The organism is Streptomyces sp. NPDC017225 (assembly GCF_044331465.1).
Taxonomy (GTDB): domain Bacteria; phylum Actinomycetota; class Actinomycetes; order Streptomycetales; family Streptomycetaceae; genus Streptomyces.
Map to the genome: position 1 here is coordinate 172410 of NZ_JBIRNE010000013.1, position 17664 is coordinate 190073.

Below are 17664 nucleotides of genomic sequence, written 5' to 3' on the forward strand. Positions count from 1 at the left end.
GGTGGTCCTCAGCCCTCGGTGGAGGTGGAAGTGGAGGTGGACGTACGGATGGAGGCGGAGGCGAACGGGGTGGCGGCGCTTGGTGTGCCCGGGCCGTCGGGCGCGGTGCGCGCCTTCGGCGGGGCCGGTCCACTCGCCGTGTCCGGCGCGTCAGGCGCGTCAGGCGCGTCAGGTGCTCGGGTGAGTACGGCCAGCGGGGGCGCCCCGGGACGGGTGGGCAGGGCGCGTGCGGTCATCCCGGACTCGGCCACCACGTCCTTCAGTCCGAAGGGCGCCCACCGGTAGGAGTCGCGCACCTCGCGCTCCGCCTCCGTGGCGTCGTCCCGGTAGACGCGCCAGGTGGAGTGCAGGCGCATCACGCCGTCCTCCGTCTCGTCCGGTGCGCCGGCGAACGACCACTCGTAGCGGTGCCGTCCGGCGGTGGCGGTGGCGAGCCTGGTCTCGGGAAGAGTCGACGGCTCCTCGAACTGCATGAGTTCGACGACCACGAGCCCGCCGGGGGCCAGCCGCCGCCTCACCAGTCGCCAGAGCCGGGCTCGTTCGTCGGCGTCGAGGTGGCCGAGGACTCCGCAGAGCAGGACGACGCCGACCCGGTCCGGCAGATCCAGGTCGGGAGCCGCGTCCGCGGTGACGGTGACGCGGGAGCGCAGGTCCGGATCGCTGAAGACCCGGCTGGTGAGCACGGCGCGCATGCCGACCGCCGGTTCACAGGCGAGGATCTCGGCGTCCGGCCGGGCACGGGCCACGGCCTCGGTCACCAGGCCAGTGCCGGCGCCGATGTCGACCACCGGTCCGGTGCTCAGGTCGGCGTCGGCGAGGAGCGCGGCGATCGCGGGCGCGCTGCCGGTCGCGGTGTGCTCGGCGGCGACGAGGTCGAAGAACTCCGCCGACGGGCTGTAGGGCGAGGTGTCCGCAGGGGCGGGCGGCGTCTCCGCACCGGGGTGTCCGCCGCCGGGCCGCGCACCGACGGGGGGCCGGTCGGCACGGGGCCGGTCGGCACGGGGGCGGTCCGTGTCGGCGCGGGGGCGGTCCGTGTCGGCGCGGGTCTGCTCCGGGGCGGGGACGACGTCGCTGACCGCGAGGGGCCGAGGGGTGGCCGGACGGACGATCTCGGGCGGTCCGAGCCGTGCCGCCAGGTCGGTCCAGACGCGGCACACGGCCAGGTCGTACTGACCCGTGCGCAGGGCGTCGCCGCCCTGCGCGACGGCCTCGCGGAGCCCGTCGAGGGCGTCGCCGATCGCCTCCGGCCACAGGTCGGAGAAGACCGTGCGGAAGGTTCCCGTGTTTCCGACGACGGACGTGGTGGCGAGCCCGAGACGGCCGGTGCCCGGCCCGTCCAGGACGAAGCGCCGGTCGGCGTCGCGTCCGATGTGCAGACGGGGACTCCACAGGACCGGCCCGTGGGTGTCGGCCAGAGTGAGGACTCCGCCCTCCGTGCCGATGGAGACGCGGTGCCAGTGCAGGGCGTGGTTGTCCCGGTCGGACGGGTCGAGCTGGTGCTGCACCCGCAGGGTGAGGGGTACGCCGGCGAACACTCCGTGCAGCGAGCGGAACGGCTGCGGACCGGTCCCGGCGGGCAGCGGCGCCGGGTCCGCGAAGCGCCAGGGCCGCAGCGTGCCCATCGCCCGGCCGAGGATGTCCACCAGGGGGTGCATCAGGTGGACCGGGGTGGCGGCGTCCACGAAGAGCGGTCGCTGTCGCGCGACGAGCCTGCGGGCCGCGTCGATGAAGCCGCGGACCGGGGCGACGTGCGGGTAGTGGGTGTTGAGGCGGTACCGCACTCCCCGGCGGCGTGCGTGTCTGAGGTTGTCCGTCAGCTCGGTGAGGTGGACGGGGTGCTCCTGGAGGACGTGGATGCCCCGGTCCATGAGCGCCCTGGCCAGGTCGGTGCCCTGACCGCCCGAGATGGAGGAGCTGACCGCCACGCACGCGGCGTCGATGCCGGCCGGGAGGTCGTCGGCGTCCGTGTAATGGGGGACGCCGAGCCGTTCCGCGTACGCCCGGGAGGCGGCCGAACCCCGGCTCAGGATGCCGGCCAGCTCGTATCCGGGGCGGCGGTGTACCGCCTCGGCGTAGAAGCGGCCGAAGTTGGTGCCGCAGACCAGCACGCGGAAGGGCGTCGGTGTGTTCACAGCACGCCCTCTTCCACCTGCTCGGAGCCGGCCGCCGCTCCGGCCGGCCGGAGCTCCGCGGCTCCCCGGGTGCGCAGGTGCCGCACCACGGTGCCGGGGTCCAGCACGTCGCAGGCGAAGTGCACCCCCGCCGCTACCTCGGCCCGCAGCACCGCGTCCACGGCGAGCGCGCCCACGGCCGCGGTGAGCCGGTAGCTGCTGGCGGCGCGCAGGGTCAGACCCGCGGTGGCCGGCCGCCCGGACGCGGTGCCCGACAGCTCGAAGTCCATGACGTAGTAGGGCGCCCGACCGGCCAGGTCGAGGTCGGCGGCGAGGATCAGCCGGTCCCCCAGCCCGGCCGGGTCGTCACCGGCGGCGAGTCGGCCCGGCAGCAGGTTGAGCAGCGCGCGTACGGCGGGACCGGGGTGGACGTTGTACCAGTCGAGCCGGTCCAGGCCGAGGACGGTGGCGAGGCGTTCGCTCTCCCCGCTGAGATAGGGCTGAAGCGCCACCCGGCCGGGGAAGGCGCGGTGTTCGGTGTCCTCGGCCGTGCGCAGGGCGCGTGGGACGCGCCGGCCGGCGCGGACGGCGGCGAGGGCCTCACCGTAGGCCTCGCCGTCCGCGCCTCCGGAGGTGAGGGAGAGCATGAGGTCGTGCGCCACCGTCGGCGAGCAGGTCTCCAGGCCGCCGCAGTACGCGGTCAGCGCCGAGGCGCTGTCCAGACCCTGCCCGGCCAGCCAGCGGGGCAGCAGGCTGGACAGGCCGGGCAGGGCTCCGGCCGACAGGACGACCGTGCGGCCGTCGCGGGCCGGGTCGCCGGCGTCGAAGAGGTCCTCGGCGGCCGGGTCGTCCCCGGCCACGTCGACGCAGTGCGCTCCGGCGGCGAGTGCGGCCGAGGCCACCGTGGCGCGGAGCCGGTAGGTGGGGCCGGCGCAGTTGAGGACGATGTCACAGCCGTCGGTGAAGGCGCGCAGGCCGTCCGGTGCGGTGGCGTCCGCCCACACCGTCTCGTCACGGCCGGTGGGGTCCTCCTCGGCGACCGCGCCCAGGGCTGACGCGGTACGGCCGCCCAGGCGGAGCCCGGTGTGGCCGAGTGCGCGCAGTTCCCGTACGGCTGCCCGGCCGACCGCTCCGGAGGCGCCCAGGACTCCGATCACGGGTCCGGTCATCGGGTGATCGCTCCCTGGGTCAGCTCCGCGAGGGTCTTGAGGATGCCGGGCGCGTGCTCGACGGACAGGCAGGTGTAGTGGTCGCCGCCGATGTCGACGATGTCCAGGTCTCCCAGGGCCAGTTCCTCCCAGTAGGCGGTGACGGCGTCCTTGCTGCCGGGGAAGGGGTAGGCGCCGTCGTGGCGCAGGAAGGTGATGTCCCCCGCGTACGGCTCCGCGTCGTAACGGGTGATGGCGAAGACGCTCTGGCGGAAGGCGAGGAAGAGCCGGGTCATGTGGTCGGGTTCGTAGGTGCCGGCCGAGGCCGGCACCGCCTCGCACATCCGGGCGATACGGGTGGCACGGGGAACGTCGGCCAGTCGCCGGAAGCGGCTCGCGACGTCCTCGAACTCCTCGGGCAGTGCGGCGAGTCCGCCGTCCGGCAGCACACCGGGACTGGCGGCCAGGACGGCGTCGGCCGCCGCGGCCACCCGGTACTGGTCGTCCGGGAAGCCGAGGTCGGCCGGGTCGATGCCCATCATGACGGCGAAGGAGTACTCGGCGAGGAGTTCGTCGTCCAGGCGGAAGCGGGGGCTGTGGCTGCTGATGACGGTGAGGCTCTCCACCTCCGCTCCCGACTCGGCCAGATCGCGGGCCACCTCGGTGGCGATCAGGCCGCCCAGGCAGTAGCCGATGACGTGGAAGCGGCTGCGGCCGTCCGCCGTCAGGGCTCGCGCGTAGTCGGCCGCCATCTGTTCGATGAGTCCGTCCGGCGGTGCGCCGAGGAAGCCGTCCAGGTCCGGGACCTCCACGCCGACGACCTCGGCGAGGCCCGGCGAGCGTCGCCTGATCTCGGTGATCAGCGCCCGGTACGGCATGATCGTCGCGGTTCCCGCGTGCACCAGCACGGTCGTCGGCTCGTCCTCCGACCGCGAGCCGTGCAGGTGGATCACCGGGTCGGTGCGCACGGACCCGGCCGCGGGGGCGTCCTGCGGACCGGCCACGCCGCGCAGGAACCCGGCCAGACCCGCGACCGTGGGGCGGCGCAGCATGTGGCGCAGGACGACCTCCCACTCCAGGTCCGCCGCCCGCGGTATCCGTTCACGCAGCCGGCCCACCATCCGGGCCACCAGGAGCGAGTCGCCGCCGAGGTCGAAGAAGTCGTCGTCGCGGGTGACGCGTTCGACCGCGAGGAGTTCCGTCCACAGGTCGGCCAGGCTGCTTTCCAGCTCGTCCTTCGGCCGCTCGTCCACGACGACCGGTGCGCTCTCCCGGGGCAGCCAGGACCGCAGGCGCGCCCGGTCGGTCTTGCCGTTCGCCGTGCGGGGCAGGGTGTCGACGACCTGCCACACCGAGGGGAGCATGTACTCCGGGAGCCGGGTGGCCGCCGTGCGGGCCAGCTCCCCCACCGGCACGTGGTGCCGGTCGTCCTTCATCGTGGCGATGAAGACCTCCTGCCCGGTGAGTGCCAGGGCGTCTGGGGCGTCGGGCAGCGAGATGACCTCGGACGCGCCGTGTGCGTCGAGGAGGTCGCGCCACTGGGCGTGGGTGAGGAAGGACTGCCCGGTGTGCTCGCGCACGTCGGTCCACGTCCGGCCGGCGACCTCCAGGAACTCCATGGAGACGAGCAGCGGGAGGTTCTCGTCGCGGGTGTTCTCCACGAAGACGAGCTGTCCGCCCGGCACGAGCAGTTCCCGCAGTCTGCCCACGGCGGCGTCCGCGTCGGCGGCGGCGTGCAGCGTGTTGGCGCAGACCACGACGTCGAAGGTGTGGGGCAGCAGGTGCTGGGCGCGGGCATCCTCGTCGATGTCGAAACGCCGGTAGCGGACCCAGGCGTGGTCGGCGAAGCGCTCGCGAGCCTCGTTCAGGAAGAACGCCGAGGCGTCCGTGAACAGGTAGTCGACGCCGTACTCGGCGAGGACGGGCACCAGTTCCCCGGTGGTGCCGCCGACGCCGCCGCCGACCTCCAGCACCCGCAGCCGCTCCTCGCCGGTGTGGTTCGCGGCGATCTCGCGCAGCGCGGCGGCCACCGCGCGGTTCAGGTGCCGGATGGCGAGGTTGTCCCGGTAGGCGGCGTCCGCGGCCTCCGTCGCCGCGCCCGGGAAGAGCAGATCGCGGATGCCGACCTCCCCGGAGATCAGCTCGGGCAGCCGCTCGGCGCAGGTGCGCATGACGGTGAGCAGTTCGGTGCTCCACCCGATCTCGTGCTCCAGGTCGGCGGCCAGCCGCCGGCGGCGCTCCGCCTCGGCCGCGGAGACGGGGACGAGGCCGGTGTAGGTGTCGTCGGCGTCCTGGTGGGTGAGCCGGTTCCGGGCGGCGAGGGCGCGCAGCCAGCGGCGCACGATGTGCCGGTGGCGGGGTGTGGCGCGCAGTGCCGTGCCCACCTCCTGTGCCGTGCGTGCCGCTCCCCCGTCGAACACTCCGGAGGCGGCGAGGACCCGGGTCATCTCGGCGATCGCCGCCTCGTCGAGGGCGGCCAGGAAGTCGGCGAGCCGTGCGGCGTCGACGGCCGCGGAGGCCTCGCGTACGGCGCCGGCGGCCGCCGCGCGCGCCTGTTCGCGGCTCGTCACGGCGGGCCCGCCGCCGCCCTGGCGCGCCCTCCCGCGCTCGGCGTCCTCGCGCGGCGTCTCGCCGTCCTTGCGTGCCGTCTCCACGAACGCGGCCAGGCGTCGCCCGCCCGCCGCCGAGTCGTCGACGACGACCGCGCCCGCCGCGACCGCCGGGTGGGCCTGTACGGCGGCCTCCACCTCGGCGAGTTCGACCCGGTAGCCGCGGATCTTGATCTGGGCGTCCTCCCGGCCCAGGAACTCGATGGTCCCGTCGGGCAGGTACCGTCCGAGGTCACCCGTGCGGTAGAGCCGCTCTCCGGTGGCGGGGTCGGTGGGGAACCGCTGTGCCGTGCGCTCCTCGTCGCCGAAGTAGCCCAGGGCGACCCCGGCGCCGCCGATGTACAGCTCACCCGGGACCCACTCGGGCCGTGGCCGCAGGTTCCGGTCGAGCACGGCGAAGGTCTGGTTGGTCAGGGGCTTGCCGTAGGGAATGCTCGGTCGGGCGGTGTCCACCTCGCCGATCGGGTGGGCGATGGACCAGATGGAGCCCTCGGTCGCTCCGCCGAGGGAGATGATCTCCAGGTCCGGCAGGAGTTCACGGGCCTGGTCGGGCAGCGAGACCGGTATCCAGTCGCCGGATATCAGCGCGAGTCGCGGTGATCCGTCGTCGGTGGGGGGCTCGGAGCGGAGCCAGTCGCACAGCATGTGGAGCTGGCCCGGCACGGAGTTCCACACCGTGACGCCGAAGTCGCGGACGAGTTCGGCCCAGTGGGAGGGGTCGCCGCGCCGGTCGGCCCGGGGCAGGACGAGGGTGGCGCCCACGGCGAGCGGTCCGAACAGGTCGTAGACGGACAGGTCGAAACCGAGTCCCGCGATGCCGAGAACGCGGTCGCGCTCGGTGACGGCGAAGCGGCGGTTGATGTCCTCGACGGTGTTGAGGGCGGCCCGGTGGCTGATCATCACGCCCTTGGGCGTGCCGGTGGAGCCCGAGGTGTAGATGACGTAGGCGAGGTCGTCGGGACCCCGGTGGGCGGCGGCTGTCGTACCGTCCCCGGCGGCTTCCTCGACGAGGTCCACGGCCACGGCCGTCACCGTCGCCGGGAGGTCTTCGAGCTCGGCGAGCCAGGACTGGGTGAGGACGGTGCGGACGTCCGCGTCCGCGATGATCGTGTCCCGGCGGGCGGGCGGCTGGGCCGTGTCGACGGGCAGGTAGGCGCCGCCCGCCATGAGGGTGCCGTAGACGGCGACGACCTGCTCCCAGCCCTTGTCCATCCAGATGGCCACCGGTTCCCCGGGGCGCAGTCCCAACTCCGTCAGCGTCTGTGCGAGACGGCTCGCGCGGGCCACGAGCCGGCGGTAGGAGAGGGCCAGTTCGGGTGTGCGGACCGCGATCGCGTCCGGTGTGGTCCGGGCCCGGGCGAGTACGGGCTCGTGGAGCAGGACGTCCGGCAGCGGGCCCCCGGTCGCGTTGACCGCGCTCCGGCGCTCCGCCTGCGCCTCGGGCAGGGCGGTGCGGACCGGCGCGTCCCAGGCGGCCTCACCGGCCTCGCCCTCGGCCGACAGCGACCGCGCGAGTGCCGTGTAGGCCTCGAACATGGCGTCGGCCACCCCGTGGGCGAGCGCTCCCTCCCGGATGTCCCAGGACAGGCTGAGCGTGTCTCCGCGGTACATGACCTGGCAGTCGAGCCACACCTGCGGCGTCCGGGTCACGGCGTACGTCACCTCGGGGGGCACGCCCTCGGTGGTGACAGCGGTGCTCAGGGCGCTGGTGAAGACGACCGGCATGAGCACGGGGGCGCCTGCCCTGCGGGAGAGTTCGGCGAGCACCTCCGAACCGGTGAACAGCGGGTGTGCCAGGTCTTCGAGGAGCCGCTCCCCCACGGCCCTGGTCCGCTCGGCGAAGGTGGCCGGGGCGTCGAGGTCGACGGCGAGGAGTTCGAGCGAGGTGAAGTCACCGATGAGACGGTCGATGTCCTCGTGCAGGGCGGGCCGGTCGACCGTGGGCACGTTGAGCGTGAACCGGCTGGTCCGCGACCAGGCGCCGACCGTCTCGGCGTACGCGGTGAGCAGAGCCGTCGACACGGTCAGGCCGCGCCGCGCGGCCCGTTCGGTGAGCCGGTCCCGGTCGGCCGCGGACAGCAGGGCCTCCAGCCGGCGGAACGTCACCGGGTCGCCGGGGGCCGGAGTGCGGCCCTCTTTGCCCGGGCCGCTCACGGCGGCCTCCCAGTCCTCGGCGAGGGGCAGTTCGGGGGCGGGCGGCAGGGTGTCGAGCCGTTCGGTCCAGTAGGCCCGGTCGCGGGCGTGGCCGTCGGTGTCGGCGAGGGCGCGGCGGGCCAGGACGTAGTCGCGGAAGGTGATCCGCGGTGCGTCGGCCAAGGCGGTGCCGCCGTAGCTCCGCTGGAACTCCGCGAGCAGGACGCGCAGGCCGGCGTGGTCGACGACGAGCATGTCGAAGGCGAGGTGGAGCACGGCCCGCTCGGCGGTCCGGGTCACGTGCACGTCGAAGAGGGGCCACTGGTCGGTGGGTGCCTCGCGGGCGGACAGACGGGCTCGGGTGCGCCGCGTCCGCGCCTCGGCGGTGGCGGCCGGCAGCGCGGTCAGGTCGTCGGTCCCGACCGGGAGCGCGGGCACCTCGGGCAGGACCCGCTGGTATCCGTCCTGGTGGATGACGGCGCGGAGCATGTCGTGCCGCTGGACCAGCTCCCGCCAGACGGAGGTGACGCGGTCGACGTCCAGGTCGGGGTACTCCAGCTCCACGTAGGCGTGGCAGCCGACGCCCCCGTAGGCGTAGGCGTCGGTGCGGCCGATGAGGTAGGCGGCCTGGATGTCCGTCAGGGGGAACGGTTCGTGACGGTTGCCGGGGTCGGCGCGCAGCGTGTGCTCCCCCGCCTGAAGGTGGCGCAGCAGGGCTTCCTTGTGCGTGCGCAGTTCGGCCCGGTGCGTGTCGGTGAGCCGGCCCTGCGGGGCCCGGAAACGCAGTTGTCCGTCCTGGGCCCACAGCACCACGCCCTCGTCGGCGTATCGGGCCAGCAGTTCAGCGATGTTCACAGCTCTCCGGTCTCGTAGGCGGTCCCGTGGGCCGCGAGCGTTCGGGTGACGTCCGCGGCGAGCGCGGCGATGGTCGGTGCGGCGAAGAAGCGGCGGGCGGGCACGGTGGCCCCGAAGCGGCGCTCGATCGCCGTGAGCAGGCGCAGCGCGGTGAGGCTGTCGCCGCCGGCGGTGAAGAAGTTGGCGTCGCGGTCCGGCGCGCCCTGCGGCAGGTACTCCTGCCAGAGGGCGGCGAGAGCCGTCTCGGTCCCGCCCCGTGGCGGCTCGGCGGCACCGAGGACCGCCTCCGGGCCCGCGAGGCCGGCCAGGGCGGCCCGGTCGACCTTGCCGTTCGCGGTGAGGGGCAGGGCGGGCAGGAGCAGGATGCGGGACGGGACGGCGTAGACCGGCACGCGCTCGGCCAGCAGGCCGAACAGGCCCTCGGTGAGTGCCGGGTTCTCGACGGGTGGGCCGGACTCGACGGGCATGCCGGACCCGGTGGGCGTGCCGGACCCGGTGGGCGTGCCGGACCCGGTGGGGGCGCAGGCCCCGATGGCCGTGTCGGACTCGACAGGCGTGCCGGACCCTGTGGCCGTGTCGGACTCGACAGGTGTGCCGGGCCCTGTGGCCGTGCCGGACCCGATGGCCGTGCCGGACCCGACAGACATGTCGGCCCCGGTGGGAGCCGACTCGTCGACCGGCGTGCCGCCCGCGGTGAGGTCCTGCGGTACGGCGAACGCGACCAGGCGCCTGGCGGTACGGTCCCCCACGGCCACGACGGCGGCACGCGCGACGGCCGGATGCGCCTCCAGCGCGGCCTCCACCTCGCCCGCCTCGATGCGGTGACCGGCGATCTTCAGCTGGCTGTCGAGCCGGCCGAGGAACTCCAGCAGCCCGTCACCCCGGAACCGGCCCAGGTCGCCCGTCCGGTACCAGCGCCGCCCGTCCCGTTCGACGAACTTCTCGGCGGTGCGGACCGGGTCGCCCAGGTAGCCTCGGGCCAGTCCCGCGCCGCCGATCCACAGCTCGCCGGGCGTCCAGTCGGGACAGTCCCGGCCGTCCCGGTCGACCACGCGGTAGTGCTGCCCGGTCAGGGGACGTCCGTAGGGGATGGACACCCACCGGGGGTCCGGTTCGGTGACGGTGAGGGTGTTGGACCAGATGCCGGCTTCCGTGGCTCCGCCCATGGCGGCGAAGGCGCAGGGCCTCGCGGTCCGGGCCCGCAGCCGGGCCGGCAGGTCGAGACCGATCCAGTCGCCGGAGACCAGCGCGGTCCGCAGCCCTCCGATCCGGCCACCCTCCCGTCCGCCCTGTTCGTCGGCGTCGAGCAGCAGGTCGAGCAGGGCGGGGACGGTGTTCCAGACGGTCACGCCGTACTGGTCCAGCAGGCCCGGCCAGCGGGCCGGTTCACGGCGCTGGTCCTCGGTGGGCAGCAGGACGGAGCCGCCCGCGGCGAGCAGGCCGAAGACGTCGTACACGGACAGGTCGAAGTCCAGTGCCGACAGGGCGAAGACGCGGTCGTCCCCGGACACGCCGTGCCGGGCGTTGATGTCCGCGATCGTGTTCCAGGCGGCGGCGTGGGTGATCTCGACCCCCTTGGGCTCGCCCGTGGAGCCCGACGTGAAGATCACGTAGGCGAGGGCCTGGGGGGATGTCCCAGCCGGCGCGGGCAGCGGCTCGCGGTCCTGCGTGTCCGCGAAGGACAGGGTGCGGGGGCCGCCGGCGCCTTGCGGGGCGGGCCAGCTCCCCAGGACGATGTCGAAACCGGCCGTGGCGTGCACCCGCTGAAGCCGTGTGGCGGGCTGTTCGAGGCTCAGGGGGACGTAGGCGGCGCCGGCCGCGAGGATGCCGAGGACCGCCGCGACCTGTTCCGGGCCCTTGGGCACGGTGACCGCGACCAGGTCGCCCGGCCGCACGCCCGCGTCGCCGAGCGCGGTGGCGGTGCGCAGCGCCTGTCCCGCGAGGGTCGCGTAGGTCACCTCCTCCCCCGCCGTCGTGACGAGGGCGGTGCGGTCGGGGGTGGCCGTCGCGTGGGTGAAGAACAACTGGTGCAGTGGGCGCGGCGCCACCGGCTCCAGGGCGGCCTCCCGTGCCGCGGCGGCCCGCCGTTCGTAATGGGATGCGGGTACCAGGTCGGGGAGCGGTGCCTCCCGGTCACCGGTCACCAGGTGCCGCAGCAGCCGCTCGTAGGCGGCGAACATCGCGTCCAGCACGCCCTCGGCGAACAGCTCCTCGACGGCGTCCCAGGTGACGACCAGGTTCCCGGACTCCTCGGTGACCTGGTTGTCCAGACAGACCTGCGGCGACTGGGAGATGCCCCAGACCTTCGTGGGCAGCCCGGTGCCCGGGCCGGCCAGCGTCGCGTCCCCGACGCCGATGGCGCTGGTGAACACCACGGGTGCGGCGGCGTCCACCGTGCCCGTGCGCCGGCCGTACTCCCGCAGCAGCCAGTCGATCGGCACGTCGGCGTGGTCGAGGTCCTGCGCCTGACGGCGTTGCAGCGCGGCGGCCGCCGCCGGCCAGGACGTGCCCGCGCGCCGGTACCCGGCCAGGGACAGGGAGGTGAAGTCGCCCAGCACCCGGTGGATGTGCGGGTGGACGTCACGCCGGTTGAAGAGGGTGAGCGTGACGGTCACGGCGTCGGTCCCGCTCCAGGCCGCCAGGACCTCCGCGTACAGGGCGAGCAGGACGGTGGACGGAGTCAGGCCGTGCCGGGCCGCGTCCCGCTTGACGGCCCCCCAGTCCCCGGCGGGCAGGGTCAGCCGGCGCCGCGTGAAGACGGGCGAGCCGAGCGTCGCCGGGTCCCGGGCGAAGGGCAGGGCGGGAGGCGGCGGCAGTTCCGACAGGCGGGCCTGCCAGTGGGCGCGGGCCCGCGCGGTCGGCTCCGGGTCCGCCGGAAGGCGGGTCAGGTAGTCGCGGAACGACACGTCCACGGGCGGCAGTTCGTGTTCCGGGTCGGTGTAGAGCGCGTTCAGTTCGGCGTAGAGCGTGGTGATGGAGAGCGCGTCGAGCACGAGGTAGTCGAGGCCGATACCGATACGGGTCCGTACCTCGCCGCCCTTCTCGTCGGCACCCTCGTCCGCGTGGTAGCGCACGGCCTCTACCGCGAAGAGCGGCCACCGGGCGGGGTCGCGGACCTGCTGGGACAGGCGGGCGCGCAGACCGGCCAGGGCCTTCGCCGCGTCGCCGGCACGTGCCTCCTCCACCGGAACCCGCACCGGCGGTACGTCGGGCAGCACGCGCTGGTGTCCGTCCTCGACGACCGCGCGCAGCATGCCGTGCCGCAGGACGAGGGTGTTCCAGGCCCGCTCCAGGCGGCCCAGGTCGACGTCGGTGCCGTCGAACTCCGTGTAGTGCCAGGTGCCGACGCCGCCGAGGGTGAACCGGGGGTCGCGGCCGGTGTGGTAGGCCGCCTGGACGTCCGTCAGGGGGAACGGCTCGTGCGCGTGGTCCGGATCGGGCACGAGGACGGCGGGGGCGGCCGGTGCCGGTTCGTCGTCGGCGGTCGTCGCGGGGTGCAGCGTCCGGCAGAAGTGCCGGAGCACGGGGTGGGCGAAGAGGTCGGCCACGCGGGCGCCGGGGAAGCCCGCGGCGCGCAGCCGGCCGATCATGCGCGTCGCGACGAGCGAGTCGCCGCCCAGCAGGAAGAAGCTGCTCTCACGTCCCACTTCGGCGACGCCGAGCAGGTCGGCCCACTCGGCCGCCACGGTGGCCTCCACCGGACCGGCCGGCGCCGACGTACGGGGGCCCTGCCGGCCGGCGGACCCGGCCAGCGCCTGGCGGACGGCCGTCCGGTCGAGCTTGCCGTTGGCGGTCAGCGGCAGGTCGCGCAGGACGAGGACACGCTCGGGAACCATGTGGGCGGGGAGGCGTTCCGCCACCCGCAGGCGGACCTCGTCCGGGTCGGGTGTCCCGCCGGGGGCGGACACGGCCGCGGCGAGGTGACGTACCGGTGTGTCGAGCACGCAGGCGACCGCGTGCAGGACGGCGGGGTCGTCCTCCAGCGCGGACTCGACCTCGCCCAGTTCGATGCGGTGGCCGCCGATCTTCACCTGGTGGTCGGCGCGGCCGAGGAACTCCAGCACACCGTCGGGCCGGTAGCGGGCCAGGTCACCGCTGCGGTACCAGCGTTCACCGTCGTGGCCGACGAAGCGTTCCGCCGTGCGCTCGGGGTCCGCCCGGTAGCCGTTGGCCACACCGGGGCCGCCGATCCACAGTTCGCCGGGGACGAGATCGGGGCAGTCGCGTCCCCGTGCGTCCACGACACGGGCCCGCATGTTGCGCAGCGGAACGCCGTAGGGGACGGACTTCCAGGCGGGGGCGGTCTCCTCCACCTCGAACACCGTGGAGTGGACGGCGGCCTCCGTCATGCCGCCGAGCGCCACGAAACGGCAGCCGGGGACGAGGGCCCGGAGTCTGCGGGGCTGGTCGAGCCCGACCCAGTCCCCGCCGAGCAGCACCATGCGCAGGGAGTCCCCGAGGCCCTCGTCCTCCCCCGCGGCCATCAGCAGGTCCAGCAGGGCGGGCACGCACTGCACCAGCGTCACCCCGTGCGTCCGCACCAGCCGCGCCCAGTGGTGGGCGTCGCGGCGGTGCTCCTGCCCTGTGACCACCACCTGGCCTCCGAGGGACAGCGGGGTGAAGATGTCCCAGGTGGCGAGGTCGAAGTCCAGCGCGGAGATCGCGAGGGTGCGGTCCGCGGGGCCGAGCCCGAGCTGGTCCTCCATCGCCTCGATGGTGTTGACGACCGCCCGGTGCGACACCTCGACGCCCTTGGGCAGTCCCGTCGAGCCGGAGGTGAACAGCACGTAGGCGGGCAGTGCGGGGTCCGGCTGGACGACCGGTACGGGCCTGGTCCCGGACGTGTCCTCCAGGAGCAGCACCGGGGCCGAGGACATGTCCTCGCACAGGTGGGCGTGGTCCCGGTCGGTGAGCACGGCGGACGCGCGGGCCACGGCGTGGATACGTCGCCGGCGTACGGCGGGCTGTTCCACGCCGACGGGGGCGTAGGCTGCGCCCGCGGCCAGGATGCCGAGGACCGCGGTGATCTGTTCGGCGCCCTTGGGCAGGGTCACGGCCACGGTGTCGCCCTCCCGTACGCCGTTCTCGCGCAGCAGCGCGGCGACGCTCCGTGCCGCGTTGGCGAGTTCGCCGTAGGTGATCGTGTCGCCGGTCGTACGGACGACCGCGGCACGGCCCGGCTCGGTCTCGGCGAGCCGGAAGAAGCGCGTGTGCAGGGCGCGGTCCGCGACGGGCGTGGGGGGCAGGGCCGCTGTCTCGCGCCGGGGCAGGACGTCGGGGGCGAGCAGACCGTCCACCGGCCGGGCCCAGGCGTCGGGGTCGCGCACCAGACGCGTGACGAGGCGGCGGTAGGCGTCGAAGGCGGCGTCGGGCACGCCGGCCTCGAACACGCCGTCCCGGACGTCCCAGTTGAGGAGGAGGCCGCCGTCGAGTTCGGTGACCTGGGCGTCCAGGTAGACCTGCGGGCCCTGCGAGATGATCCAGGAAGGGCGTCCGAAGGACTTCTGGACGTCCTGCTCGAAGATCTCCCCCAGTCCGATGGCGCTGGTGTAGACGACCGGAGCCGGCACCGGGACTCCCTCGGCGCGGGCGAGGTCGCGGAGCACCTCGACGCCGCCGTACGCACCGTGGGAGATGCCCTCCCGCAGACGTTCCTGGAGGCCGTGGGCCTGCCGGGAGAAGGGGAGGGAGGCGCTCATGTCCGCGTCGAGCAGGACCGAGCTGCTGAAGTCGCCCACCAGACCGGCGACTTCGGGTACGAACATCTCCCGGTCGAACAGCGGCAGGTTGAGGAGGAAGCGCCGGCTGTCGCTCCAGGCGGCGATCACCTCGGCGAAGGCGGTGGCGAGGGCTGCGGCGGGGGTCAGGCCGTGCCGGCGGGCGGCGCCGACGAGCGCGGCCTTGTCGGCGGGGCCGAGCCAGTGGTGCAGGCGGCGGGAGTGGGTCAGCGTACTGTCGTCCGCGCTGACCGGGGTCAGGGGGTCGACGGTCGTCGGCAGCCGTGGGGCCCGTGGCAGGTCCGGCAGGCGCTCGCGCCACCAGGCGGCGTCCTGCTCGCGTTCGGCCCGCCTGCGGACGTCGTGCTCCGCGAGGTAGCGCCGGTAGTCGAGGCCGAGCTCGCGCGGCGGGTCGTCGGGAGACTCGTAGAAACGGCGCAGGTCGGACAGGAGGACCCGCAGGCTCAGCGCGTCACCGGCCATCATGTCCAGGTCGATCTGCAGACGGGTCCTGCCGTCGGGGAGCAGGCACAGGGCCGTGCGGAAGACGTCGCCGGCGCTGATGTCCGAGCGGGCGTGGGTGTTGCGCTCACGCAGCAGTGCCAGCTCCGACTCGGCCTCGTCGGGGGTGCGCCCCCGCAGATCGTGGACGGTGAGCGGCGCGCCCGAAGCGCCGAAGCGCTGACGGCCGTCCTCGTCGAAGACGGCTCTCAGCATGCCGTGCCGCAGCACGAGCGCCCGCACGGCGGTGTCGAGCCGGGCCGGATCGACCTCGTGGCCGTCGAGTTCGACGTAGAAGTGCGCGGCGACGCCGCCGAGGGGCTGTCCGTCCTGGCGTCCGATCCAGTAGGCGTGCTGCATCGTGGCCAGGGGGAAGGAGTCCGGCTCCGTCCCGGTCGCCGCCGCGTCGTGCGGCGCGGACGGGGCGGGCGGGGCCGTGGTGGGGGCTGCCTCGCCGCTGCGCGTCCGCGCGAGCAGGGTCGTCCAGTCCCGCAGGGTCGGACTGCTCGTGAGGTCCCGGAAGGTGACCGTGCTGCCCTCTCGCCGCCAGGTACCGACCAGGGACATCAGGAGCAGCGAGTCGAGGCCGAGCTCGAAGAGGTCGCGGTCGTCGTCCAACTCCTGCGGCGCCATCCGGAGCGCGCGTGCCACCGTCTCACGCACCGCCGAGGACGCGTGGAGCTCACGACTGCCGGAGCCTTCCTCCGCTGTCCACGCCTGGACGACTGCTTCATCGCTCACTGGTGCTGCCTTCCGGTCGGACGGGGTGGGAGTCACGTCGAAGGCCGCCGACGCCGGGGCCCTCCGCGCGGGGTCACTTCCCCCCGCTAAATAAAAATGATTATCATTTCTATGATTCACATCGTAATCACATGACGGGACTTGGCGCCAGAGCCAGAGGCCCGGCAATGAGAGGCAGGCCCCCATGACCGAGACTCGACGGACCTGGTCCGAGGCCGAGTCGGCGCGCTACCGAGCCGCCGGACACTGGCAGGGAACGACCTTCGGCGCCCGGCTGCGCGAAGGTGCGGCCGGCCACGGAGGGCGCGTCGCCCTGGTCGACGGCGACCGGCGGTGGACCTATGCGGAGCTGGACGCCGAGGCGGACCGGGTCGCCCGCGGACTGGGGGGACTCGGGATCGGGCGGGGTGACCGCGTGGTGGTGCAGCTCCCGAACCGCGCGGAGTTCGTGCTCGTGTGGTTCGGGCTGCAGCGGCTCGGTGCCGTTCCGGTGCACGCCATGCCGGGCCACCGGCGCCGGGAGATCAGCCATCTGGTGCGTGTGGCGGGCGCCGTGGCCTGTGTGGTGCCCGACCGGCACGCCCGGTTCGACCACCGGGAACTGATGCGCGAGGTACGGGCGGAGCAGGGGCCGGGCGGCTCGCTGCGGCATGTCGTCGTGGTCGGGGAGCCCGGCACCGACGAAGGGTTCGTCTCCTTCGAGGCGCTGCGGACCGACGCGCCGTCCGCGTCCGGGCCCGGCCCCGACGACGGCCGGGCGGATGCCGCCGACGTCGCTCTCCTGCTGCTGTCCGGCGGCACCACGGGACTTCCGAAACTCATCCCGCGCACCCACGACGACTACTCCTACAACGCGCGCGCCTGCGCGGAGGTCTGCGCACTCGGCGCGCGGACCGTGTACCTGGCGGTGCTTCCCCTCGGGTTCAACTTCACCTTCGCCTGCCCCGGTGTGCTGGGCACCCTCATGGCCGGGGGAACCGTCGTCGTGGCGCCCGACCCCAGCCCGCAGACCGCTTTCGCCCTCGTCGAGCGGGAGGGCGTGACCCTGACCTCGCTGACCCCGCCGCTCGTCCCCCACTGGATGGACGAGGCCGCGTCGGGTTCCTGGGACCTCGAAAGCCTCTCGGTCGTCCAGGTCGGCGGGGCGCGGTTGCCCGAGGACCACGCCCGCAGGCTCGGGCCGGCGCTCGGGGTGACCGTGCAACAGGTCTTCGGCATGGCGGAGGGTCTGATCAACCTCACCCGACTCGACGACCCCGAGGACCTCGTCCACGCCACCCAGGGCCGGCCCGTCTCGCCGGACGACGAGGTGCTCGTGGTGGACGCCGACGGCAGGCCCGTGCCGGACGGTGCGGCGGGTGAGCTGCTCACCCGGGGTCCGTACACACTGCGTGGCTACTACCGCGCCGAGGAGCACAACCGCACGGCGTTCACCCCGGACGGCTACTACCGGTCCGGAGACGTGGTGCGGCGGCTGCCGTCCGGTCACCTCGTGGTGGTGGGGCGGATCAAGGACCAGATCAACCGTGGCGGCGAGAAGGTCGCCGCGGTGGAGGTGGAGGAACAGCTGCTGGCGCATCCCGCGATCACCGCGGCGGCGCTGGTCGGCGTGCCGGACGAGCGATGGGGGGAGCGGTCGGTCGCCTTCGTCGTCTGCGCGGGCGCGGCTCCCGGCACACGTGAGGTCGCCGCCCTCCTGAGGCAGCGCGGGCTGGCCGGGTACAAGGCGCCGGACGAGGTCGTACAGGTTCCCGGACTTCCGCTCACCGCGGTCGGGAAGGTCGACAAGACGGCGCTGGCACGGCAGTTGCCCCGGCCGTAAGGCGTGGCGCGCAGGAGCGCCCGGTGA

Annotated in this window: 5 protein-coding genes; 1 reads left to right on the plus strand and 4 read right to left on the minus strand. The window is 74.1% G+C overall.

All coding sequences use genetic code 11. The annotated features are described in order from the left end of the window. Positions 1-8: 8 nt before the first annotated feature. The 4 genes from ACH4NX_RS26635 to ACH4NX_RS26650 are packed head-to-tail and all read right to left on the minus strand — an operon-like array spanning position 9 to position 15707. Positions 9-2132 carry a Gfo/Idh/MocA family oxidoreductase gene (locus ACH4NX_RS26635; protein WP_398128955.1) on the minus strand — a complete coding sequence of 708 codons (2124 nt, stop codon included), beginning with the start codon at positions 2130-2132 and terminating at the stop codon, positions 9-11. Then, complete coding sequence (locus tag ACH4NX_RS26640; RefSeq protein WP_398128956.1) at positions 2129-3280, minus strand: saccharopine dehydrogenase NADP-binding domain-containing protein; 1152 nt, start codon at positions 3278-3280, stop codon at positions 2129-2131. The genes ACH4NX_RS26635 and ACH4NX_RS26640 overlap by 4 nt, the downstream gene beginning before the upstream one ends. Next, positions 3277-8856 carry an amino acid adenylation domain-containing protein gene (locus tag ACH4NX_RS26645; protein WP_398128957.1) on the minus strand — a complete coding sequence of 1860 codons (5580 nt, stop codon included), beginning with the start codon at positions 8854-8856 and terminating at the stop codon, positions 3277-3279. The genes ACH4NX_RS26640 and ACH4NX_RS26645 overlap by 4 nt, the downstream gene beginning before the upstream one ends. Further along, the gene (locus tag ACH4NX_RS26650) at positions 8853-15707 is read right to left on the minus strand and encodes an amino acid adenylation domain-containing protein (RefSeq protein ID WP_398128987.1); all 6855 of its coding nucleotides are present in this window, start codon (positions 15705-15707) and stop codon (positions 8853-8855) included. Before ACH4NX_RS26650 ends, ACH4NX_RS26645 begins: the two co-directional genes overlap by 4 nt. A 292-nt stretch (positions 15708-15999) precedes the next feature. Here ACH4NX_RS26650 and ACH4NX_RS26655 point away from each other — a divergent pair, with 292 nt between their 5' ends. Continuing rightward, a complete protein-coding gene (locus tag ACH4NX_RS26655; RefSeq protein WP_398128958.1) occupies positions 16000-17637 on the plus strand; it encodes a (2,3-dihydroxybenzoyl)adenylate synthase in 1638 nt (545 codons plus the stop codon). Positions 17638-17664: the final 27 nt, after the last annotated feature.

Coding starts and splice junctions, on each gene's coding strand:
- ACH4NX_RS26655 (WP_398128958.1), top strand. CDS start 16,000: ATGACCGAGACTCGACGGACCTGGTCCGAGGCCGAGTCGGCGCGCTAC.
- ACH4NX_RS26640 (WP_398128956.1), bottom strand. CDS start 3,280: ATGACCGGACCCGTGATCGGAGTCCTGGGCGCCTCCGGAGCGGTCGGC.
- ACH4NX_RS26650 (WP_398128987.1), bottom strand. CDS start 15,707: ATGGCGCCGCAGGAGTTGGACGACGACCGCGACCTCTTCGAGCTCGGC.